The organism is Bacillus multifaciens, assembly GCF_030756675.1.
GTDB classification, from domain to species: Bacteria; Bacillota; Bacilli; order Bacillales; family Bacillaceae_G; genus Bacillus_A; species Bacillus_A multifaciens.
This window is the reverse complement of sequence record NZ_JAVBXD010000008.1, coordinates 108,459-129,724: the sequence shown is the minus strand read 5'-3', so window position 1 is coordinate 129,724 and position 21,266 is coordinate 108,459. Positions and strand designations below refer to the sequence as shown.

18 protein-coding genes and 1 pseudogene are annotated in these 21,266 nt (G+C 34.8%); 9 read left to right on the top strand and 10 right to left on the bottom strand.

The window, feature by feature from the left end; genetic code table 11:
* From Q9306_RS08115 to Q9306_RS08105, 3 genes and pseudogenes are all read right to left on the bottom strand, one after another.
* A pseudogene (locus Q9306_RS08115) lies at positions 1-1,202 on the bottom strand (IS3 family transposase); the annotation flags it as partial.
* A 75-nt stretch (positions 1,203-1,277) separates the two neighbouring features.
* Entirely contained in the window at positions 1,278-2,276 is a 999-nt protein-coding gene (locus Q9306_RS08110; RefSeq protein WP_306197096.1) for an inorganic phosphate transporter, read from the bottom strand.
* Between the two features lie 11 nt (positions 2,277-2,287).
* Positions 2,288-2,908 carry a DUF47 domain-containing protein gene (locus tag Q9306_RS08105; RefSeq protein ID WP_306197094.1) on the bottom strand — a complete coding sequence of 207 codons (621 nt, stop codon included), beginning with the start codon at positions 2,906-2,908 and terminating at the stop codon, positions 2,288-2,290.
* Between the two features lie 304 nt (positions 2,909-3,212).
* Between Q9306_RS08105 and Q9306_RS08100 the strand changes: the two genes are divergently transcribed.
* On the top strand, positions 3,213-5,246 hold the full coding sequence (locus tag Q9306_RS08100) for a transglycosylase domain-containing protein (protein ID WP_306197092.1): 2,034 nt from the start codon (positions 3,213-3,215) through the stop codon (positions 5,244-5,246).
* A 67-nt stretch (positions 5,247-5,313) separates the two neighbouring features.
* Here the strand turns inward: Q9306_RS08100 and Q9306_RS08095 are convergent, their stop codons facing one another.
* Positions 5,314-5,958: a hypothetical protein gene (locus tag Q9306_RS08095; protein WP_306197090.1), complete on the bottom strand. Its 645-nt coding sequence runs from the start codon at positions 5,956-5,958 to the stop codon at positions 5,314-5,316.
* A 142-nt stretch (positions 5,959-6,100) separates the two neighbouring features.
* Entirely contained in the window at positions 6,101-6,553 is a 453-nt protein-coding gene (locus tag Q9306_RS08090) for a hypothetical protein (RefSeq protein WP_306197088.1), read from the bottom strand.
* Positions 6,554-7,051: 498 nt separating this feature from the next.
* On the opposite strand from Q9306_RS08090, the gene Q9306_RS08085 reads away from it, so the two are divergent.
* On the top strand, positions 7,052-7,897 hold the full coding sequence (locus tag Q9306_RS08085) for a DUF72 domain-containing protein (RefSeq protein ID WP_306197086.1): 846 nt from the start codon (positions 7,052-7,054) through the stop codon (positions 7,895-7,897).
* Between the two features lie 305 nt (positions 7,898-8,202).
* Here Q9306_RS08085 and Q9306_RS08080 read toward each other — a convergent pair whose 3' ends face one another.
* The 4 genes from Q9306_RS08080 to deoD all read right to left on the bottom strand — a co-directional run bounded on the left by Q9306_RS08080 (position 8,203) and on the right by deoD (position 12,143).
* Positions 8,203-8,397, bottom strand: coding sequence for a DUF3924 family protein (locus Q9306_RS08080; RefSeq protein ID WP_306197084.1), 195 nt, complete (start codon positions 8,395-8,397; stop codon positions 8,203-8,205).
* A 412-nt stretch (positions 8,398-8,809) separates the two neighbouring features.
* Positions 8,810-9,340: a tyrosine-type recombinase/integrase gene (locus Q9306_RS08075; RefSeq protein ID WP_306197082.1), complete on the bottom strand. Its 531-nt coding sequence runs from the start codon at positions 9,338-9,340 to the stop codon at positions 8,810-8,812.
* Between the two features lie 106 nt (positions 9,341-9,446).
* Positions 9,447-11,264, bottom strand: coding sequence for a sensor histidine kinase (locus tag Q9306_RS08070; RefSeq protein ID WP_306197080.1), 1,818 nt, complete (start codon positions 11,262-11,264; stop codon positions 9,447-9,449).
* Between the two features lie 171 nt (positions 11,265-11,435).
* Complete coding sequence (deoD, locus tag Q9306_RS08065; protein ID WP_306197077.1) at positions 11,436-12,143, bottom strand: purine-nucleoside phosphorylase; 708 nt, start codon at positions 12,141-12,143, stop codon at positions 11,436-11,438.
* A gap of 356 nt (positions 12,144-12,499) precedes the next feature.
* On the opposite strand from deoD, the gene Q9306_RS08060 reads away from it, so the two are divergent.
* Positions 12,500-13,273: a DUF8832 domain-containing protein gene (locus Q9306_RS08060; RefSeq protein ID WP_306197075.1), complete on the top strand. Its 774-nt coding sequence runs from the start codon at positions 12,500-12,502 to the stop codon at positions 13,271-13,273.
* 3 nt (positions 13,274-13,276) lie between these two features.
* Here Q9306_RS08060 and mprF read toward each other — a convergent pair whose 3' ends face one another.
* The gene (mprF, locus tag Q9306_RS08055; protein WP_306197073.1) at positions 13,277-15,850 is read right to left on the bottom strand and encodes a bifunctional lysylphosphatidylglycerol flippase/synthetase MprF; all 2,574 of its coding nucleotides are present in this window, start codon (positions 15,848-15,850) and stop codon (positions 13,277-13,279) included.
* 322 nt (positions 15,851-16,172) lie between these two features.
* Between mprF and Q9306_RS08050 the strand changes: the two genes are divergently transcribed.
* The 6 genes from Q9306_RS08050 (at position 16,173) to rluB (ending at position 21,073) form a co-directional block, all read left to right on the top strand.
* On the top strand, positions 16,173-16,664 hold the full coding sequence (locus Q9306_RS08050; RefSeq protein ID WP_306197071.1) for a YpuI family protein: 492 nt from the start codon (positions 16,173-16,175) through the stop codon (positions 16,662-16,664).
* 107 nt (positions 16,665-16,771) lie between these two features.
* Positions 16,772-17,686, top strand: coding sequence for a superoxide dismutase (locus Q9306_RS08045; RefSeq protein WP_306197069.1), 915 nt, complete (start codon positions 16,772-16,774; stop codon positions 17,684-17,686).
* 130 nt (positions 17,687-17,816) lie between these two features.
* Positions 17,817-18,938: a D-alanyl-D-alanine carboxypeptidase family protein gene (locus tag Q9306_RS08040; protein ID WP_306197067.1), complete on the top strand. Its 1,122-nt coding sequence runs from the start codon at positions 17,817-17,819 to the stop codon at positions 18,936-18,938.
* A complete protein-coding gene (locus Q9306_RS08035) occupies positions 18,931-19,527 on the top strand; it encodes a nucleoside recognition domain-containing protein (RefSeq protein ID WP_306197065.1) in 597 nt (198 codons plus the stop codon). The genes Q9306_RS08040 and Q9306_RS08035 overlap by 8 nt, the downstream gene beginning before the upstream one ends.
* Positions 19,524-20,051, top strand: a complete 528-nt coding sequence (spmB, locus tag Q9306_RS08030) for a spore maturation protein SpmB (protein WP_306197063.1) — start codon at positions 19,524-19,526, stop codon at positions 20,049-20,051. The genes Q9306_RS08035 and spmB overlap by 4 nt, the downstream gene beginning before the upstream one ends.
* A 293-nt stretch (positions 20,052-20,344) precedes the next feature.
* On the top strand, positions 20,345-21,073 hold the full coding sequence (gene rluB / locus Q9306_RS08025; protein WP_306197061.1) for a 23S rRNA pseudouridine(2605) synthase RluB: 729 nt from the start codon (positions 20,345-20,347) through the stop codon (positions 21,071-21,073).
* Positions 21,074-21,266: the final 193 nt, after the last annotated feature.

Here is a 21,266-nt window from a genome sequence, read left to right as displayed (position 1 = left end):
CATGATGCCAAAGAAGCTTTCGATCACCGCGTTATCGTAACAGTTCCCTTTACGGGACATACTCTGTGTAATGCCACGTTTATTGAGGGAATGATGGTATTGTTTCATTTGATAGTGCCAACCTTGATCTGAATGAATAAGGAGTGTATCCTCATCTGTTAAGCGTTCAAAAGCTTGGTCTAACATCGTTGAAACAAGGGAGTAGGTTGGTCTTGAGCCGATTGTATACGTGATAATTTCTCCATTAAACAAATCCAATATCGGTGATACATATAGCTTCTCCCCAAATAATTTAAACTCCGTAATATCTGTAACCCATTTTTCATTTGGTTTTTCAGCTTGGAAATTGCGCTCTAAAATATTCGGTGCAATTTTTCCAACAGTTCCTTTGTATGAACGATATTTTTTCATACGGACTAGACATTTTAGTCCTAGTTCTTTCATGATACGTTGTACCTTTTTATGGTTTACTTTGTGTCCACAATCTGTAAGTTCATCACCAATACGACGATAGCCATAACGTCCCTCGTGTTCGTCATAAATGGCTTGAATTAATACTTTTAGCTCTGCATCTGGATCAGGACGATCGAAATTTTTTACCCAATAATAATATGTGCTACGCGGAATATCTGCGAGCTGAAGTAGTGCTTTCACCGGAAATTCATGCCTTAATTCATAGATTACTTGGGCTTTGTCTTGTTTCGTGATTTTTCCTTGTTTTGAACTAAGGCATTCAACTTTTTTAAATATGCATTTTCCATACGTAAACGTTCATTTTCCGCTTGTAGTGCTTCTAGTGAACCTTCAACTACTTTTTGATCTTTAGTTGTGCTCAGTTTTTTATTTTTCATGGATGGACGCCCCTTATTCTTTAATTGTAGGGCATCCAATCCTTCTGAGTCATAAGCCAGTTTCCATTTCCGAAGTGTTTCGTAAGACGGAATATTGAAAATCGCCGCTGTTTCCCTGATAGATGTCCCATGTTCGTTCATATACTGAAGTACATCTAGTTTATACTGAGGAGAATAGGATGTATAGCGTTTTTCAAAAGCTTTCTCACCTAAAGATTCATATCTTCTAATCCACTGATAGAATACACTGGAATCAACACCTATAGATTTAGCAATTGTCTTTCCGCCTTCAGTACCCTCTAAATATCGTTTTACTGCTCGTATTTTTTCTTTTGAAGAAAATTTAGCCATAAAAAAACTGCACCTCCAATTGTTAGACTGTGTCTAACAATTGGGGTGCACTTCATATATAGAAGACGACTTTTTTTAGAAAATAAGATTTAATACGTAATAGCATAAAGCAGCCAATGAAGCTGAAATAGGAAGTGTGATAACCCATGTAATTAACATACGTTTTGCAGTTCCCCATTTTACACCTTTTACACGATGTGAAGCACCAACACCTAAAATGGAAGATGAAATAACGTGTGTTGTACTTACTGGTAAATGAATGAAAGTTGCACCAAAAATAACAAGTGATGATGATAAATCAGCAGCTACACCATTTACAGGGCGGATTTTCATAATTTGTCCACCGACAGTTTTGATAATTTTCCATCCTCCAATAGAAGTTCCAAGACCCATTGCAGTCGCACACGCGAGTTGGACCCAAAAAGGAATATCAGTTGAAGTGTGATAATTATTTGCAATAAGTGCCATTGTGATAATACCCATTGCTTTTTGAGCATCGTTTGTGCCGTGTGTGTAAGCTTGCATTGCGGCTGTGAATATTTGGAATATACGGAAATTTTTATTTGTTTTCGTTAGATTAAAGTTTTTAAAGAAAACTTTAAAAATGCTATACACGATGTAACCAATGACGAAAGCGATAATTGGTGAAGTAACTAAAGCTTCAATGATTTTAATGAAACCTTTATAGTTTAATGAATGTACACCAGCGGCAGCAATAGCTGCCCCAGCAATAGCACCGATAATTGCATGTGATGAACTACTTGGAATTCCGTAGTACCAAGTAATTAAGTTCCATGCAATAGCAGCAAGCAGCGCTGCTAAAATAACGAGACTACCATTTGGTAATGTAAATGGATCAACAATATCCTTTGTAATCGTCTTTGCTACACCCGTAAATGTCATTGCACCTAAAAAGTTCATAATAGATGCCATAAGAATGGCTTGCCTTGGCTTTAAGGCCTTTGTTGAAACAGCTGTTGCGATGGCATTTGCTGTATCATGGAACCCGTTAATAAAGTCGAAAGCTAAAGCACAAATGACAACTAAAACGGTTAAAATCAAGAGTGTATCCATGATCAAACTCCTTATGCGTTCTTCATAATAATTGTTTCTAAAACATTTGCTACGCTTTGGCAGCTGTCAGCAACTTCTTCTAGTTCCTCGTAAATTTCTTTGTATTGGATAATCTTAATTGGATCTTTTTCACGAGAGAACAGATGTTTAATCGCATGTCTACGAATATCATCACATTTTGATTCGTAATCTTTAATTTTAATTGCGTTTGTACGAATATCGAGCAGCTTTTTATTGGACATCAATTCAATAGACGATGCAATTTCAATCGCACATTGGTTAATTGCATCAACGAACTTAATCATGTACTCATCAGCTTCTGTAATAGAGTACATTTCAAATAGACCAGCACTATGATCTAACCCGTCCAATACATCATCCATACTCATTGCAAGTTGCAAGATGTCTTCACGTTCAATTGGAGTAATAAACGCTTTGTTTAATTCCATAATAATTTCATGAATAAATGAGTCGCCCTTTGACTCATATTCTTTCATGCGCATGGAGAATTCTTTTAAATCACTTGCGTTTTTAAGTTTGTACTCCACAAAAAATTGAGCGCCTTCTTTTAAATTTTCGGAAATATTCGTTAACATTTCTGAAAATTTATCTTTTTTAGATTTGAAAACCATATAGTTACCCCCACCAAAAAATAGTTATGTAAAGCATATTGGCTAGTTCATTCTATCAAAAAGCTGTCGTTTTTTAAAACATTTTATCGAAAAGTTTACAAAAACTTAACATTAGACATATTGAAAAATTAGCAATATTAATAAAATATTAGTAATGTTCTCCTCTATAGAATGTCCTTTTCTCATAAAAAGTATGACTAATAAAGAGAGCTTATACTTGACGAATTATAGCGGTATCATGGAAAATTTGTAAAGGTATAACGTACAGATATACATTTGAAAGTAAGATAGAGGAAGTGGATGAATGAAGTTGAACAACGCTCATTTACAAAGAGTACGGGAGTGGTTCAAAAAAAGAAAAAAATTGCGAATCGCATTGTTAACGATAGGCTTTGTTTTCTTATCCTTGTTTATCTTTGTGAATATAATGATCACAATTCAAGATATTTCGGCATTAAAACAAGCAGTACCTCAGCCAACAGTTATTTATGATGCAAATAAGGAAGTAGCGGCAAAATTGTCTTCTTCAAAAACGGATGGAATTAAGCGAAAAGACATTCCAGATGTTATGGTAGAAGCTGTTGTCGCAGTAGAAGATAAAAAATTTTATGAGCATCGCGGTGTTTATTATAGCGGGATTTTTCATGCGATTGTTAAAAATATAACAGCAGGAGAAGTTGTTGCTGGAGGAAGTACAATTACACAACAGCTGGCTAAAAACGTATTCTTAACACAAGATCGGACGTTTTCACGAAAATTTAAAGAGTATTTTATTGCAAAGAAAATTGAACGCACATATACAAAAGATGAAATTATAGAGATGTATTTGAATCAAATTTATTTTGGTGAAGGAGCCTGGGGGATTAAAAAGGCAGCAAAAACGTATTTTGACAAAGAGGTAAAGGAATTGACGATTCCGGAGGCTGCTACTTTAGCTGGATTAATTAAAGCACCTTCTATGTATTCACCTTTTAAAAACTTTAATAAGTCGATTGAAAGAAGAAATGTTGTTCTCTCGTTAATGAAAGAACAAGGATATATTACAGAGAAACAATTTCAAATCGCAAAAGATGAAGGGCTTTCACTTCATCGAGGTGTCGAAGATAAATATAAAGGAAAGTACTCTCAATATGTTGATTACATTGTTCGAGAGGCAATGAATAAATATAAATTGACACAAAATGAAATTTTATCAGGCGGTTATCATATTTACACAGAATTAAATCCAAAAATGCAAGAAGCTACAGAAGAGGTTGTAAATAGTGATCATTATTTTCCGAATACTACTTCTGATCAGATTATGCAAACAGGTGTTGTGCTTATGAATCCCAAAACGGGCGGTATTCCGGCCCTTGTAGGCGGGAGAGGGACGTATCAATTTTTACAGTTTAATCATGCGGTGCAATTAAAACGTCAGCCAGGTTCTACATTAAAACCGTTAGCGGTGTATACACCGGCACTAGAACAAGGATATGAGGTTTATGATGTATTAAAAGATGAACCGCTTGAAATTAATGATTATAAACCAAAAAATAGCGGAAATGTATACCATGGTAATGTAACGATGTATGAGGCAGTTGCTAATTCATATAATGTACCTGCTGTTTGGCTATTAGAACAAATTGGTTTAGAAAAAGGTTTGAAGTCTTTAGAACGTTTTGGTATTCCACTGCAAGAAAAAGACCGATCGTATGCGTTAGCGCTAGGAGGAATGAGTGAAGGCACCTCTCCTCTTGTTATGGCACAAGCATATGCAACATTTGCAAATGATGGTGTACAAATGGAAGCACATGCGATTCGGGAAATTCAAGATGGTGAAGGGAATACAGTAGGAAAATGGTATAAAAAAGAAATTCATGTTACAGATGAAAAAACAGCTCAAAAGATGACATACCTATTAAAAGGAGTTGTAGAGAAAGGAACCGGGAAAAAAGCGAAACTTAAAAATGCAGAGACTGCCGGAAAAACAGGCACAACACAATTAGCAGATGAATCAAATAACGGCTCAAAAGATTCATGGTTTGTTGGCTATACACCAGAATTGCTTGCATCCATTTGGGTTGGTTACGATAAAACAGATAATGAACATTTTGTGCCAGCTGGTAGTCAAATAACGACAACAATGTTTCGCGACATTATGAATAAAGCAATTGGAAAGCCAATTCAAAAAAACTTTGATTTGTCTCTTATACCAGAAGCAGAGTATACAAAACAGCTACAAACAATTGAAAAAGAAATGAAGCGAAAAGAAGAGAAAAAAAGACAGGAAGAAAAACAAGGAAAAGAACAGAATGGAAGCTTGATGGATAAAATAAAAGAATGGATTTCATCCTTTTAAGGAGTAAATCCCAGATTATTAAATAATCTGGGATTTACATATAGTTAGCACGGGGATCGATATTACTTTAGTCACAACGTTTTTCGCGTCGTTTACATTTCTTTCTTTTGCACTCATTTCTCTTACAATCTTGGTTACGTGTTTCATTATCATCGTTGTTATTAGCATCGTTATTATTTTCGTTGTTGTTATTGTTATCATTATTGTTGTTATCATCATTATTGTTATTATAGTTCCAACGCATACTTTGAACATGGAACGATGGTACATACGTAACCTGACCATCAACTTCTAGAAGAATATGATCTCTAGTACGGCCGACAACTGTCCCTTCTATTTTTTTCGGACCTTGATTCAATTGAACTGTTTCCCCTTTTAGACGGTTAATAACACTTCCAAAACGTGTTCCGCTTACAATGATAGGTTCTTCATATTGGTTATTTTGGTTGTTTTGTTCGTTGTTTTGTTCATTATCATCTGATTCTTCAGATTCATCTTCATATTGCTCGGCGAAGCCATTAATATGTTGTAACGGATAGTAAACAACACCATCGTCAGTTTGTACTATACAAAAATCATTTTGAACTTTTAATAATGTTCCCTCTCCTTTTTCTGGACCTCCTAAATTAACACTTACATTTGTGCCAATTAAGTTTTTAAAATTTCTCATCGCGCTTTGAGAATAAAACGAATTATTGTATGGATACATCATACATAGTTCCCCCTAAATGGAATTTTTTCTATTTAAATCATTTGTCGTTATATGATATTCATCTTTACAGGACAAGACCTAGGATACTTGACTAATTTATAAAAAATGTGCGTACACATAAAAAAACAAGCACTCTGCTAGATTAAGAGTGCTTGTTGATTTGAATGTTTATATTTGTATGCATATTGCGCTCGGTGTTAGCTAATGTTGTATAAGAGATGATAATATTTCCTTTGGCAATTGGTTCAAAAGCAAGATCATCGTATTGGCCAGTACTTTTGTTATGGACTGTTAGTTCAATAGAGTCGAGGTTTGCATGTGCATATTTTTCTTTGATTTGTTTTGCAATTGTTTCTAGTTGTTTATAGAAAGTAGCATCAGTAATCATCATTCCCTTTAGAACAATTTTTTCTTTTTGTTTAGTTTGTGTTAGTGGAATGTGGTTTTGGGTTGTATATAGAATGTGATAAGGAACTGTATTGTCATTTGATTCTGCTTTCGGTTTACTGTATTCTCCAATTAAGAAGAGTGCAAGACATAATGTTATACATGACATGAGAAGAATCCAAAAGCGGATAGATGATAATACTTTCATCAACATTCACCCTCGTTTCGTATAAGTTCTTTCATTATGAATTATACAAAATGAGCATTAAACTAACGTTAAGCTGAAGTAAAGAAAAGTAAAGATGGTCTTTTTTTGTATATGTGAATACAAATCGAAAAAACGGCATAAAAACCCCTTTTCTTTTTCGAGGGGCGAGTGTATCTGGCCGTGCATAGAAAAGCGGTCAGGGCTTTTTCCTGCCGTGCGCTAGATTTAAAACAAAGGAGAAAGTGAGAGTAGGTCATGTTATGTTATGCATAACCGCGATCTATATGTTATTTATATATTATAAGATGTTTGTTAGATGTATATAAATCCAAATTAAAAAACCGAAAAGCATTCTTTATCGGTGGGCGAATGCATCTGGCCGTGCATAAAAACGGTCAGGGATTTTTCCTACGACGCGCTAGATTTAAAACAAAGGGAGAAAGCGAGCGCGATCTATATGTCGAAAAATTAGAATGGATTGGAGATAGGGGGGGGCAGATGATTTCTATTGGGTTAACAGGATGGGGAGATCACGATTCTTTATATAAAGATGCATATGAAATGAAGCATAAACTGCAAACATATAGCGAGTATTTTCCAATTGTAGAAGTAGATAGTTCTTTTTATGCTATGCAGCCTGTGAGAAATTATGAGAAATGGGTTTTAGAAACACCGTCAAACTTTTCATTTATTGTAAAGGCTTATCAAGGAATGACAGGGCATATGCGCGGAGAAATTCCATTTGCAAATATTGATGATATGTTTCACGCATTTAAAGAGTCAATCGCTCCTCTTCAAAAAGCCAATAAGCTAAAAATGGTATTGTTCCAGTATCCACCTTGGTTTGATTGTCAAAAGAAAAATGTGGATTTATTACGTTATACAAAAGAGAAAATGCCAGATATCCCATGTTCATTAGAGTTTCGGAATCAGACTTGGTTTTATCCACAATTTCGCAATCGAACGATGGAATTTATGAAACAAGAAGGGTGGATTCATACAATTTGTGATGAACCGCAAGCGGGAATAGGGTCTATTCCAATTGTATTAGAATCAACACAGGAACAAATGACTTTAGTTCGATTTCATGGTCGCAATGTGCACGGATGGCTGGATAAGGGAGAGAACTGGCGGGCTGTTCGCTGTTTATATCGCTATAATAAACAAGAATTAAAAGAATGGGTAGAACGGATAGAAGAATTGAAAACAAAAACAAAAGAAGTTTATCTTCTATTTAATAATAATTCTGGCGGAGATGCAGCAGATAACGCGAAACAACTCATGGATATGCTTGGCATTACGTACGGGGAACCTAAGCCTGAACAACTAAATTTATTTGAGTGAAGTGAAATATCATTCATTACTAGTTAAAATAAAAAGAAAAACACTGTACAAACAGGGGGAATGTACAGTGTTTTTCTTTATGAAAAAAGAGGGGTAACAATGTTACTGAGCGTTTGGTTGATTCATCAATTGTTGGCTTCATAATAAATGATAATGGTTATCATTATCATTGTCAATGATTTTTCTAGATTTTATTTAAAAAAATTTAGATTGGTAATCGATTGTGTAGGCTTGCGATGACTTGCTATAAATGACAGAAAAACTCTCACTTTAAGATAGGTGAGAGTTTTTCTGTCATTTAAAACCTATTGTTGTTCTTTTTGTTGTACGTATTGCTGTAAATCAAATGGTGTAACCTCTTGAATAAATTCTCTTGAAATAAGGGACTGAATAAGGGTACTTTCAGTAACGACAGCACCTGTTTTCTTTTTGTAAGCTTGCTGCAATAAATTTAGTTTTTCTAATGTTTCTTTCGGTAATTCAATTGTTAATGTGTGCATATTTCTCCCCCCTATTATTAGAGTATCACTAGAAGAGGAGAGAAACAAGAAAAGAGAAAGATATATAAGGTGATAGATAAAGTATAAAAATACATTTTATTTTTTAACATATAAATTGCTGCTATGCAGAAGAAACCTCACACCAATTGTACATCTATCTTCTTTTCGTTTAATTTTAAGATGGGGGGTCTAACAGTCTTTTAATGTGGGATTGAACATAATCTACACTCACTTTTTCTCTAGGTTTTACATTCCACATGTGGCAGGTGACCGCTTCTATGTATGGCCAAATGCTCTTACACACCAAAAAGAAAAGTTTTTTTAATGGCTGTTTTAATTTATATGTATATAAAAAGAAGGCAACTATTTTCAAAATAGTTACCTTCTTTTACAATCTTTACAGTGAGTACAGTTAAGCAATACCGATGTATTTCAAAGTTTTTGATGGGGTACTATGATCGAAAAAGTGTTGTAAAAAAGCAATATCTACGCCAGATTTATAAGCACAATATCCCCATGTTTTGCGAAGTGTATGCGAGCTAATCCCTTCTAAACCAACTTCTTTTGCCACCTTGTTTAAAATGTACCAAGCATGTTGTCTCGTAATAGATTTTGTTCCTTTTTGAGATTTTAATAATGGTTCATTACGCTTCCATACTTTTCGTTCTTTCATATATTGTTCAATCGTATGTTGTAATTCTTCGTTTACAGCGAACCATTTATGCTTTTTCATTTTGTCATTATAGAACAAAATAGAATGACGAACATGCTCATTTTCATCGATAACATCGCCAACTTTTAACTGTAATATTTCACTTACTTTTAATCCTGAATTTACAGCTAATACGAATAATAAAGCATCACGTTTTGATGATTGTATTAGTATATCTTTGATTTTTTCTAATTGTTTTTCGTTTTGAATTGGTTGTCCAACTTGTTTCATTTCACGCACTCTCCTCTTTTATATGTGTTAAGGAAAGGATTAACTAGTTATTACTGTAAAGGAAGTGTGTGAATTTCATGTGAACTTTTCGTGAAATTCGGACAAATTATTTGATTACTTCCACTTTTGGCAAATGAAAGTAAAAGACAACGCCATTTTCTTTATTATAGACGCCATAATTAGCATGATGCAAATCTAAGATATTTTTTACGATGGATAGTCCAAGACCAGTTCCACCTGTATGACGGCTACGCGATGCATCTATTCGATAGAAGCGATCCCAAATTTTATCTAAACTTTCTTCGGGAATCGGTGCACCGTTATTTTCAATTTCAACTTTTACTACTTCTTCATGCTCACTAACAGAAACTTTTACTTGTTCTCCAGCTGGTGTATAACGAATTGCATTGCTTAATAAATTGACGACAACTTGTTCAATACGATTTCGATTTGCTTGTACATAAATAGTGGAGTCAAATGCAAGCTCTACCTGTAATTTTTTTTCTTCGATACTAAATAATAGCTTTGTATATACTTGTTGAATGAGTTCTCCTATTGAAAAATTTTCTAATTCTAATTTATATGTGCCAGACTCAAGTTTTGCAAGTTCTAGCATTTCGACAATCAGGCGGTTCATGTTATCAGTTTCTTCTAAAATAACGTCAGTATAATACGTAGTGTCTTTACTTACACCATCTTTAATGCCTTCAGCGAAACTTCGGATTACACTTAATGGCGTTTTTAATTCATGTGATACACCAGAGATAAATTCTTTTCTTGTTTTTTCTAGTTGTCGTTCTTTTTCAATGTCTTGTTGTAGCTTTGTATTTGCTACATGTAGTTTGTCAATTCGATCCTTTAAATTTACAGCAAGTGAGTTAATGCTACTTGATAGACTTCCGATTTCATCTTCTGTTGATATAGGGAGTTTTTCAGAGAAATCAAAGTTCGCCATTTTTTTTGTAACACGATTCATTTTAATAAGTGGGTTTGCAATGATTTTTGAGTAATAGAACGACAATAAAATAATGACAATAAAGACAATGATTAATGCATAGACATAATAATCTTTCAAAACAAGCATTGCCTCATTAACGGGCTGCAATGATGTCATTGCAAAGGCAAATTCTTTTATTTCTCCATTTGTGATAACAGGTTTAACAAAAATTTGACTTTTAATATCGTTTTCCCCGCCCAATGTATATGTTGTCATTTCACTTGTATTTGTTTTTCCTAATGCGACAGAAAGCTCCCAATGTTGGATACCCTGCATTAATGTATCCTTATTTGCAAGGCGAATATCGTTCGTAGAAGGAGTGTGCAATTTTGTTATAGTGCCATCAAATGTGTTTACGCTATTATTAAAATCTTTTGTATATAAGTTTCTTTTGGCATCCGTAGGTTGAATGCCAAATAGTTTTAAATCTGAAATGATATTATCATTTTGCCATGTTCTATTTTCAGAAGTAGTAATCGCAACAGGAATGATCATATCGTTTTTTAAGATTCCTTGTACACGGATTGGATCGGAAATTTTTAATCCTAAATTGATAAACGAAGAATATTCGGAAATTGTAAACGTATTATTCAATGGAATAAAAAATGTTTTATTGGATTTATCAACAATTTCTATGTGGTAATTTTTATCATCTTTTATAATGCCATTTCGATCTAGTAGCACGAGTTCAGCACTTGTTTTTTCATAAAACTCTTGTTTTAACTTTGAGAGCTCTTCGAAGGACCCGTTGCTTTTTTCATACTTGTTTACAAATTTTTCAAAATTAGTTTGGACTGTATGAACTTTTTTATTAATATAAAATTTCTCTAAAAACAGTGATTGTCCAACAAAAAAGAGTAAAAATGTAGCAGTAAATAACGCTGATGTTAATAAGAATAGCTTAAACACAATACTTCTTTTTTTCACTTTTTCACCTCATAAACTGTATATTCCATAATCGTCATTTTATTATAGCAAATGAATAAACATAATAGGGGGAGAAAATCTGTCGCGTACTAAGACAGTTTAGTTTAAAAAGTCATATAAATAGAGGGATAAAAAAGAACTTGCCAGACGTATGACAAGTTCTTATCGGGTTTACGATTGGATTGCTGCATCTAATGCAATTTCAATCATTTCATTAAATGTTGTTTGACGTTCTTCAGCAGTTGTTTCTTCACCAGTAAAGATATGGTCACTTACTGTTAAGACAGATAATGCATTTACACCGTATTTTGCTGCTAATGTATATAGTGCAGTTGTTTCCATTTCAACAGCTAATACACCGTACTCTCCAAGTTTTTTTACCATATCCATGCTCTCACGGTAAAATACGTCGGCTGTAAGGACGTTACCAACACGGATGTGTAACCCTTTTTCTATACCAGCATCGTATGCTTTCTTCAATAAATCAAAGTTTGCACAAGGGGCAAAATCAAATCCCGGGAATGTTAAACGATTGATGTTAGAGTCTGTACAAGCAGTCATTGCAATAATAACATCACGTACTTTAACGTCTTTTTGAATTGCACCGCATGTTCCAACTCGGATTAAATTTTTTACCCCATAGCTTTGGATTAGCTCGTTTACGTAAATCGAAATAGAAGGAACTCCCATACCTGTACCTTGAACAGAGACACGTTTTCCTTTATATGTTCCTGTAAATCCTAGCATGCCGCGCACATTGTTGTAGCATGTTACATCTTCTAAGAAATTTTCTGCAATATATTTTGCACGTAAAGGATCCCCAGGTAATAAAATAGATTCTGCAATTTCGCCTTCTTTTGCTCCGATATGAATACTCATATAAAATCCTCCTTATTATGTAACAACAAATATAACTAAATATCTACTTCACTTTGTAGTATACACGAAGTAGAGCGTTTACAATAGAGTATTTCTATCTATCCAATTATTTGAGGTAATAAGATTCCATCTTGAAATTTTGTGAGAAGTAAAGGGAGTGGGTGAAAGAAAATATCCTTGATGGGAGTTTGAATTTATATATTCACTTATAAAGACATCAAGTGAAACTTTTATTCGGAGAGAGTATTTATGATCTGCTTCAGAAAGAATAAAATAATTGTACTCAAGGAGATGTTTTTTTGTGTAAAATAGTCAGAATTATGTTACAATTTACAAAAAAATAGATAGGTGATTTCATGAAGAATGTTATTATAGGAGTTATCGCGTTGCTTCTTATTGTTCTTGGGGGATTTTATATGAAAAAATATAAAAACAGTGAAGAAACAACAGGGCAGATACAGCAAGTGAAGTGGCAACTGCATGATATGGATGTAAATGAAATCACGAATATTATATTTCAATTGCAAAATAAAAAAGGAGCTGAAATTCGTGGTGTAAACGACCATATTCGTATGTTTATTGTGGACAAGCAACTAGCACAATCGTATCAAGTAAGACCAACTTTTGTTGGGAATGGTTCTTATAAAGCTACACATCAGTTTAAAAAAGAAGGAGAATATACGATTTTTCTATATGAAGAAACAGGGGATACAACAAAACAGTTTGCTGAAAAAAATATAGTAGTAGGAAATAAAATGGTAGAAAAAAAACAAAACCCAATTGCTGTAGATACGGTATTAACAAAAAATATTGGTCCTTACAAAACATCGCTTTTATTTCGTACGTTACATCCGAATGAAGAAGAAACATTAACGTTTCAATTTCAAATAGGAAAAGGGCAAAAGATAAAGTTTCGCTCAAATACAGGAGAACGTGCTGAATTGCGTATAGTGGATGGAGGGCGACAACATTTTCTATACGTTGTTCCTAATAATGATGCAGAACAATTACAATTTCGCGTTACGTTTCCAAGTGAAGGGATTTATAAAATATGGGGCACTTTTTATATAGATGGAAAGAAATATGAAGAACAGTTTACATTACAAGTTCAGAAGCGAAAAGACAGCTAAAAGTTAGCTGTCTTTTCGCTTGCCTATTAATTTTGTTACAGCGAGCATCGTAATTGGTAAGGAATGATTTTTCCGAAATGCTAAATACTTCCCGCTCCATGTTGGTTTATACTTTTCTTTGAAATGTCGCAGGCCGCTAAAGCTATATGTATAACGAACGTTATTAAAAATGGCTGCTGCAACGCGCTCTGACCAAAATGATTGCACTGATAATCCAACATTAGATAGCGGAGCCATTCCAATATTAAAGCAGTGATAGCCGTGTTCTTTTGCCCATTGGAATAGATGAATGAACATAGCATCCATAATTCCGCCTGGTGCGTCAGGGTAATAACGCATTAAATCAACAGATAATTCACCATCTTGGTATACAGGCATAAATGTTGTAAAGGCAATAATTTTCCCATCAGCATCAGAGAGAGTTGCGATGGGCGCACGGTTTATATAATCACGATCAAAATAGCCAAGAGAGAAGCTTTTTTCTTTTTTTCCCCCAAGCCATGCATCTGATACCTTTTTTAGTTCATCAAACAATTCATCTGAAAATGATGGTTCGTGAATTGCAAAAGTATAACCTTCTCGTTCGAAACGATTGAAAGTTGCCCGCAATCCAGCTCGTTTTTTTCCTGTAATTGTGAAATCATTCAAATCGACAACGGCTTCTTCACCAAGTTTGAAGAAGTTATAACCAAAATCATGATATAAACTCATCCATTTACTTTCAATTTGATAAAATACACAAATATATCCGAAACGATCCGCATCTGTTAGAAATTCTTCTAAAACTTTACGGAAAGAAGAGGGTTGTCCAATGGGATCACCGAGTACAATAAGGCGTTTACCTGCAAGAGAAAACTGAATCATTGCTTTTCCGTCGCTGCTGAAAAAGAATTGTTTATCTCCTAAAAAACCAAGGTGACTTAGCACGTTTCCACCGTGTTCATCTAAAAAGTGTTGTAGTCGTGCCGTATTGGCTTGTTGCCCGGGAAATTTATTTTTGAAACGATTGGCAATCAAAGAACCAATTAGCAGAAAACTTGGTACAAAAAAAGCTGCTGCAATGGCACTGCGTTGTACTTGTTTAATATTACGAACAACAAAATCAGGTTTAAATACTTCTTTGGCTTGTGCAAATTGTACCCCAAGATTTTTGTAAAGATATAATGTAATAAGTATAAAGAGACAAACTTTTATTATATCTGAGAATGAAACCGCCATTTTTTCCCGAACAAACCGTTTGCGAATCATATATAGTACAGTGAGTACGATGAGTAAGATAAAGGTTTCTTCTAAGTCAATTCCTTTTAGTGTATTGAAAATCGCGGCACCGATAAGAGATACCATCGTCATATAATAGGAACGTTTTGTTCCGTGATAAATCCCGCGGGATAAAATAACGAGTAAGATACCAAATGTTAGTGATAGACTAAAGGAAATTTGTATAAGGTGTTTAGGAACTAAAATATGAAGTGCATGAGCCCGTTCAATACTTGTTGGGAAAATGGTAGAAAAAATCACCATAAGTCCTGCGAAAATTGTTAATGCTGCAGATGCCCAAGAACCGAGTTTTCCTAGAAAATCACGTTGCAACGACCAAATGACTCCGGTTGTTTCGAGGGCAGGTGCGATGAACGGTTTATCTTCAAATTTCTTTAAAGCAGCTCCTGTCATTTCAAATGCTGCAAAAATTAAACCGAGACCAAACGGTAAAATATAATATACAAGGCGGTATAGTAACATAGCAGGGAGTAATACACCTGTATCTACGCCGAATTGTCCAATCCCTGTTAAGAAAACAAGATCAAAGGAACCAAGCCCCCCTGGTACAAGACTCACAACGCCAGCGAGAGCTGCAATGACATATACACCAAGAAATTTATGGAACTCTATTTCAATTCCGAATAGAAGTAAGATGACATACATTACTATGCCCGCTGATACCCACTCTACTAATGAAACTAATGAATAGAGGACAGTTGGATTTTTTTCTACTTGTTGCTCTTCTTTTTTTTGTTTGCGATTTTTTATTTTCGAAATACCTATGTATAATGGGACAAAAAGAGCAAAAAAGATGAAAACAGGCCATAGCCAAGGTTTTTCATGTAAAATGAATCTTGTATCTAATACCCCAATCAGGCCGAGAAAAGATAATAATGCTAGTCCGTTAATAAAGGCCGTTGTCATCCAGGCGATACTTCGAATAAGTTTACCATTTTCCTGTACATAAGGCCGATATAACATAGTCCTTATACCTGCCCCGACAAGACCACCAAATCCTATAAATCCATTGAATGTATTAGCAGTCCAAGAAATACGGAAAATCTTTTTAACTGGGATATCAGCTTGTAAATGCCGCAGCATAACAAAATCATAAAAAAACATTGTAGCAACAGCTAATGCACCGAGCGTAACAGCTAAGAAAAAACCACCAGGTGGAATATGCTTAATTGTTTCAACTGCTTCTCGAAATGAAATACCAGATAGTTCTTTTCGTGCTTGAAAAAATACAATTGTTAATACAACAAAGGGGAAAATAAATTTTCCAATTTGTAATATACGTTTCCATGAAAACGACATAAAGACAACTCTCCTTGTATAAGAAAACTGAGGCAATAGTTTTATTATGACAAACTTCAATAAAAATAAAAAGAAAAATTCATTGAAATTTTAGTTGTAATCTTAATGTAAAAGATTTTTTGAAAGAATTTATTTCTTTTGAAGGAAATCTGTTTTTAAAATCGAAAATCAAAACATATTAATACCTTAAAAGACTTTTGCGTATATTTTGATAAAGAAACAATAATGGTAAGACATGTTGTCAAGAAACTGATTCAGAATAAATACATAACAGAAAAATTAGCTTTAAAAATCAGTTTAAATGGTGGGGGGAGTAACTAGCATGTCCAATTTAATGGTTGAAAACCAAACGCAGCAAGTAACTGTTTTCTTGGGAGAAGTAGTTGAAGTGATCACAAAATATGTAAACTATCATTCGTTACCTTTATTATTAGAAGAAACACCAGAAGGCGATGAGCAATATTTTGCTGGATTGTTAGCTTCCATTCGGCGCTTGCTTGTATTTTGTGAAGAAGGTTTAGATGCTTGTGGCGTATTACTGAATAATACGCCGTTTCGAAAAAATGCAGCGGAAAGAACGTTATATAAAATTTATCATCAAGTAATTGCAGAGTTTTTTTCACCAAAAAATGATCATTGGTATGAAAATAGTCGATCAGCTTATACGGGAAAGAATTCAATTGTGTTTCAAAAACAACCTCCTTTTTCTATTGAACAAATGATGAAAGAGCTAGAAGGGAATTTTCAAATGTTGCGCGAAGAACTAGAATATTATGAGACAGACTATCAAACGAAAATGATACAAAAATATTAACGACTGTAAGAAGCTAGGGAACTCCTAGCTTCTTTTGCTTTTCGAACCGTCATATACGCTCGTAATTTGGAATACATTTAAAGAGGATATATTGATGGAGGTGTCATATGAGTCAGCAAGAAGTGTTCACTGATTACTTTCATGAAGTTGAAAATTGGTGTGAAAGTGTTCTCCACGTATTAGATAGCCGGGCAACAGAAGTGTATGATGTTCATATGCTTGCATATAAAATTCAAATGCTATTAGATCGGATAAAAGAAAATGAATATGACTACGATGCTGAATTTGTTTATGAAATTAGTGATGATGTTGAACATATTCAACACTACTTACAAGAAGCGTTAATGCCTGACTCAGAACAATATGTTTTATATGAAAGAAATTATACAGAAGCTTCTGTACCAATTGGCGGACATACCTTGCCGCCGCTTCCGTATCCGTATAATGCGCTAGAGCCTTATATCTCACGGGAAATTATGATGCTGCACCACGATAAGCATCATCGTAGTTATGTAGAAGGATTGAATAAAGCGGAGCAGATGATGGCAGAGGCGAGAAAAACAAATCAATTTGATTTAATAAAGCATTGGGAGAGAGAAGCTGCCTTCCATGGTTCGGGACATTATTTACACACTATTTTTTGGAACAACATGAAAAAAGAGGGTGGTGGTAGCCCGCATGGAGACTTATCAAGGCAAATTGAAAAAGATTTTGGGAGTTATTTACGTTTTCAAAAACATTTTACAGAAGCAGCAGCGAAGGTGGAAGGGTCAGGCTGGGCCATTCTCGTTTGGGCACCTCGTTCCGGACGATTAGAAATTTTACAAAGTACACTTCATCAATTATTTACGCAGTGGGATACAATACCTCTATTAGTACTGGATGTTTGGGAGCATGCATATTATTTACAGTATCAAAATCGAAAAGAAGAATATATTAAAAATTGGTGGAATATTGTCAATTGGGGAGATGTAGAGAAAAGATTTGAAAGTGCAAAAAATTTACAGTGGATACCATATTAGACGCATCACAATGCGTCTTTTTTAGTTGTTTGTTTATTCTTATGCAGTTAGTCACTCTATCAACTTCCATTCATATTTTAAAGGTCCAAGCATACACTTGTACAAAAAGTTCCAAAAAGGACGTGAATATATGCGAAGAAGATGGATTGTCATTGTACTTATTATAATATGTGCAAGTATGTTGCCACATGATACATATGCGCAAATGAAAAATGTTAGTGCGCGTAATGCTGTGTTGATGGAACAACATTCGGGGCGTGTATTATATGGAAAGTTAGAGCATGAATCTGAAAAAATCGCAAGTATTACAAAAATTATGACCGCACTTTTAGCGGCCGAATCAGGGAAAATGAAAGAAAAGGTACCCATTAGTAATACAGCAGTTCGGGTGGAAGGGTCAGCGATTTACTTAAAACCAGGACAGAAAGTACCGTTGGAAGATTTAGTATATGGTTTAATGCTGCGCTCTGGAAATGATTCAGCTCAGGCAATTGCAGAATATGTTGGTGGGAGTATAGATGGATTCGTTTATTTAATGAATGAAAAAGCAGCACAAATTGGAATGAAGGATACACATTTTTCTAATCCACATGGTTTAGACGGAGATGGAACACATTATTCTTCAGCATATGATATGGCACTGTTAACAAGGTATGCTATGGAAAATGAGGCATTTCGTAAAATTTTTGGAACGAAAACGTATCAGTCTGAAGCATGGGACTATCCATGGAAAAATAAACATAAGCTTGTTACTTCTATGTACGAGTATGCAACAGGAGGGAAAACTGGATTTACGAAAAAGGCAGGGCGCACACTTGTAACGACTGCATCAAAGGGTGGCCTAGATTTGATTGTTGTAACATTGCAAGCTTCGAGTGATTGGGATGATCATATGTACTTATTTAATGAAGGATTTAAACAATATACAGCAACTACGGTAGTAGCGAAGGGGCCCCTTTCTGAACTGCAAGACAAAAAGTATACAAATCATATATATACGAAAAATGATTTATTAGTGCCACTAACGGAAGAGGAAGCTAAAAAGGTCACGTTGAAAATCGAATTTGATAAATCAGCCAAACTGATAGATGGAGAAAAAGTAGGGCGTGCCGTTGCCTATTTAAATGATGAAGAAGTTGGAGAGCGTAATCTTTTTTATAGTAAACGGAAACTTATTGTGACTACAGGTTTGTTTTGGAAAGATTTTAAAGAAGTATTTTCTCACATGTTAGGTGTGGAAGTAGATGGTTAATATTATATGGGTTGCGATGGCGGTAATTGGTATTGTATATGCAATGTTTAATGGAACGATGGACGAGGTGAATAAAGCGGTTTTCGATGGCTCAAAAAATGCTGTAACCATTTGTATCGGGCTAATTAGTGTTCTTGTTTTTTGGCTTGGCTTAATGAAGATTGCCGAGGAAGCGGGTCTGCTAAAGAAACTTGTTGCATTGTTTATGCCTCTTGCAAAAAAACTGTTTCCAGAAGTTCCGAAGAATCATCCAGCACTGGGTTTTATCTTATCTAATATGATGGCAAACTTTTTTGGACTAGGGAATGCAGCCACACCACTTGGGATTAAAGCAATGGAACATTTAAAGGAGTTAAATGGAGGAAGAGACTTTGCGAGCCGCTCTATGATAACATTTCTTGCTTTAAATACATCAGCTATTACACTTATTCCCACTACTGTTATTTCGATTCGGATGACGTATCATTCTGCAAATCCAACTGAGATTGTAGGCGTAACGTTTATCGCCCAGGTTTTATCTATGATTGGAGCAATATGGATTGATCGTTATTTTTACCGAAGAAGAAGTAGAAAGGGGAAGAAAAAATGAGCCTCGTTAATACGATTTCTTTATGGGTTATTCCATGTGTTATTGGATTTATTCTATTATATGGGACGATAAAAAAAGTACCGACGTATGAATCATTTGTAGAGGGCGGGAAAGAAGGAATTCAAATTGCGGTATCTATTTTGCCATTTATGGTTGGTATGCTTGTTTCTATTTCAATTTTTCGAGCTTCTGGCGCGTTAGATGCAATGATACATGTAATGAAACCAATGTTAGATACTATCCATGTGCCAGCAGAAATTGTGCCTCTTGCTCTTATTCGTCCTATTTCTGGATCAGCAGGGCTAAGCATTACAACGGATTTAATTGCTACATATGGACCAGATTCGTTTATTGGGAGACTCGCGTCTACGATGCAAGGAAGTACAGATACAACCTTTTATATTTTAACAGTTTATTTTGGAGCGATTGGGATTCGGAAAATGGGCGATGCTTTAAAGGTAGGATTATTTGCTGATTTAATTGGGATTGTGTGCTCAATTGTATTTGTTTCACTTATGTTTTAGTAATAATGATTCATTTTTAATTCAAATTAGACTATAATACGGATACAGCCACTATTAAGAATGTGCTTAATAGTGGCTTTTTTATGGATTGTTTTTGACGAAACTGTGAACATTTGTTGTAAGCAAATAGAAGGGTGTAAATCATAATAAAGAGGAAAAATGTATTTTATTCCTTTATTAGCTTATAAAGCTGACGATGTTGTTTACGGTAAGTAAGGGTAACTGCCATCAAGGCTAGACAGTTGCCAAGTCCTTCTAATGAAGGTAAGATGAATTTGAGGTGAAGAAACGAAATGGAACGACTACAAAAGGTAATAGCACAAGCAGGTATTGCATCGAGACGAAAAGCAGAAGAACTCATTCAACAAGGGAAAGTTAAGGTTAACGGGAAAGTCGTGACCGAACTAGGAACGAAAGTGAGTGCGCAAGACAAGGTTGAAGTAAACAACATTCCTCTTGAAAAAGAAACTCCTGCTTACTTTTTATTATATAAACCAACCGGTGTTATTTCGAGTGTAACAGATGATAAAGGAAGAAAAGTGGTAACAGATTTCTTTCCAGAAATTCCGCAGCGTCTTTTTCCAATTGGCCGATTAGACTATGATACATCTGGTTTAATATTGATGACAAATGACGGAGAGTTTGCGAACATTTTAATGCATCCAAAGTATAAGGTTGAAAAAACATACGTGGCCAAGGTAAAAGGCCCGCTAACTGGTGAAAAAATCCGCATGTTAGAAAGAGGCGTTATGCTGGAAGAAGGAAAGACGGCGCCTGCACGTGTGAAAATCCTTTCTTGGGATAAACGTAAAGAGATTGCAATTGTACAATTGACAATTCATGAGGGAAGAAATCGCCAAGTACGTAGAATGTTTGAAGCAGTTGGATGTAAGGTGATGAAATTAAAGCGTGAGCGTTATGCCTTCTTAGAGTTAGGTAATTTACGCCCAGGGGATGCAAGAGAATTATCTCCTCATGAAGTAAAGCAACTTCGTGCTCTTGCTTCAACGAAACCGAGATAGTACGGAGTATAGAATGTTAGAGCTTCTATCAGTAAAGAAACCTTTGCTGATAGAAGTATACATATATAATATATTTCAATTTTTTTACATATAAGTCACTGTTATGCAGAAAAATACATGACTGCTACTTGATTTCTTCTTTAATTTTAAACCTTGCATGTGGCAAGAAAAGGACCTGACCACTTTTATGGAT

What these genes read in the sequence shown, in the direction of transcription:
- Q9306_RS08110 (WP_306197096.1), bottom strand. Translation starts at nt 2,276, where the DNA reads ATGGATACACTCTTGATTTTAACCGTTTTAGTTGTCATTTGTGCTTTA.
- Q9306_RS08105 (WP_306197094.1), bottom strand. Translation starts at nt 2,908, where the DNA reads ATGGTTTTCAAATCTAAAAAAGATAAATTTTCAGAAATGTTAACGAAT.
- Q9306_RS08100 (WP_306197092.1), top strand. Translation starts at nt 3,213, where the DNA reads ATGAAGTTGAACAACGCTCATTTACAAAGAGTACGGGAGTGGTTCAAA.
- Q9306_RS08095 (WP_306197090.1), bottom strand. Translation starts at nt 5,958, where the DNA reads ATGATGTATCCATACAATAATTCGTTTTATTCTCAAAGCGCGATGAGA.
- Q9306_RS08090 (WP_306197088.1), bottom strand. Translation starts at nt 6,553, where the DNA reads ATGAAAGTATTATCATCTATCCGCTTTTGGATTCTTCTCATGTCATGT.
- Q9306_RS08085 (WP_306197086.1), top strand. Translation starts at nt 7,052, where the DNA reads ATGATTTCTATTGGGTTAACAGGATGGGGAGATCACGATTCTTTATAT.
- Q9306_RS08080 (WP_306197084.1), bottom strand. Translation starts at nt 8,397, where the DNA reads ATGCACACATTAACAATTGAATTACCGAAAGAAACATTAGAAAAACTA.
- Q9306_RS08075 (WP_306197082.1), bottom strand. Translation starts at nt 9,340, where the DNA reads ATGAAACAAGTTGGACAACCAATTCAAAACGAAAAACAATTAGAAAAA.
- deoD (WP_306197077.1), bottom strand. Translation starts at nt 12,143, where the DNA reads ATGAGTATTCATATCGGAGCAAAAGAAGGCGAAATTGCAGAATCTATT.
- Q9306_RS08060 (WP_306197075.1), top strand. Translation starts at nt 12,500, where the DNA reads ATGAAGAATGTTATTATAGGAGTTATCGCGTTGCTTCTTATTGTTCTT.
- mprF (WP_306197073.1), bottom strand. Translation starts at nt 15,850, where the DNA reads ATGTCGTTTTCATGGAAACGTATATTACAAATTGGAAAATTTATTTTC.
- Q9306_RS08050 (WP_306197071.1), top strand. Translation starts at nt 16,173, where the DNA reads ATGTCCAATTTAATGGTTGAAAACCAAACGCAGCAAGTAACTGTTTTC.
- Q9306_RS08045 (WP_306197069.1), top strand. Translation starts at nt 16,772, where the DNA reads ATGAGTCAGCAAGAAGTGTTCACTGATTACTTTCATGAAGTTGAAAAT.
- Q9306_RS08040 (WP_306197067.1), top strand. Translation starts at nt 17,817, where the DNA reads ATGCGAAGAAGATGGATTGTCATTGTACTTATTATAATATGTGCAAGT.
- Q9306_RS08035 (WP_306197065.1), top strand. Translation starts at nt 18,931, where the DNA reads ATGGTTAATATTATATGGGTTGCGATGGCGGTAATTGGTATTGTATAT.
- spmB (WP_306197063.1), top strand. Translation starts at nt 19,524, where the DNA reads ATGAGCCTCGTTAATACGATTTCTTTATGGGTTATTCCATGTGTTATT.
- rluB (WP_306197061.1), top strand. Translation starts at nt 20,345, where the DNA reads ATGGAACGACTACAAAAGGTAATAGCACAAGCAGGTATTGCATCGAGA.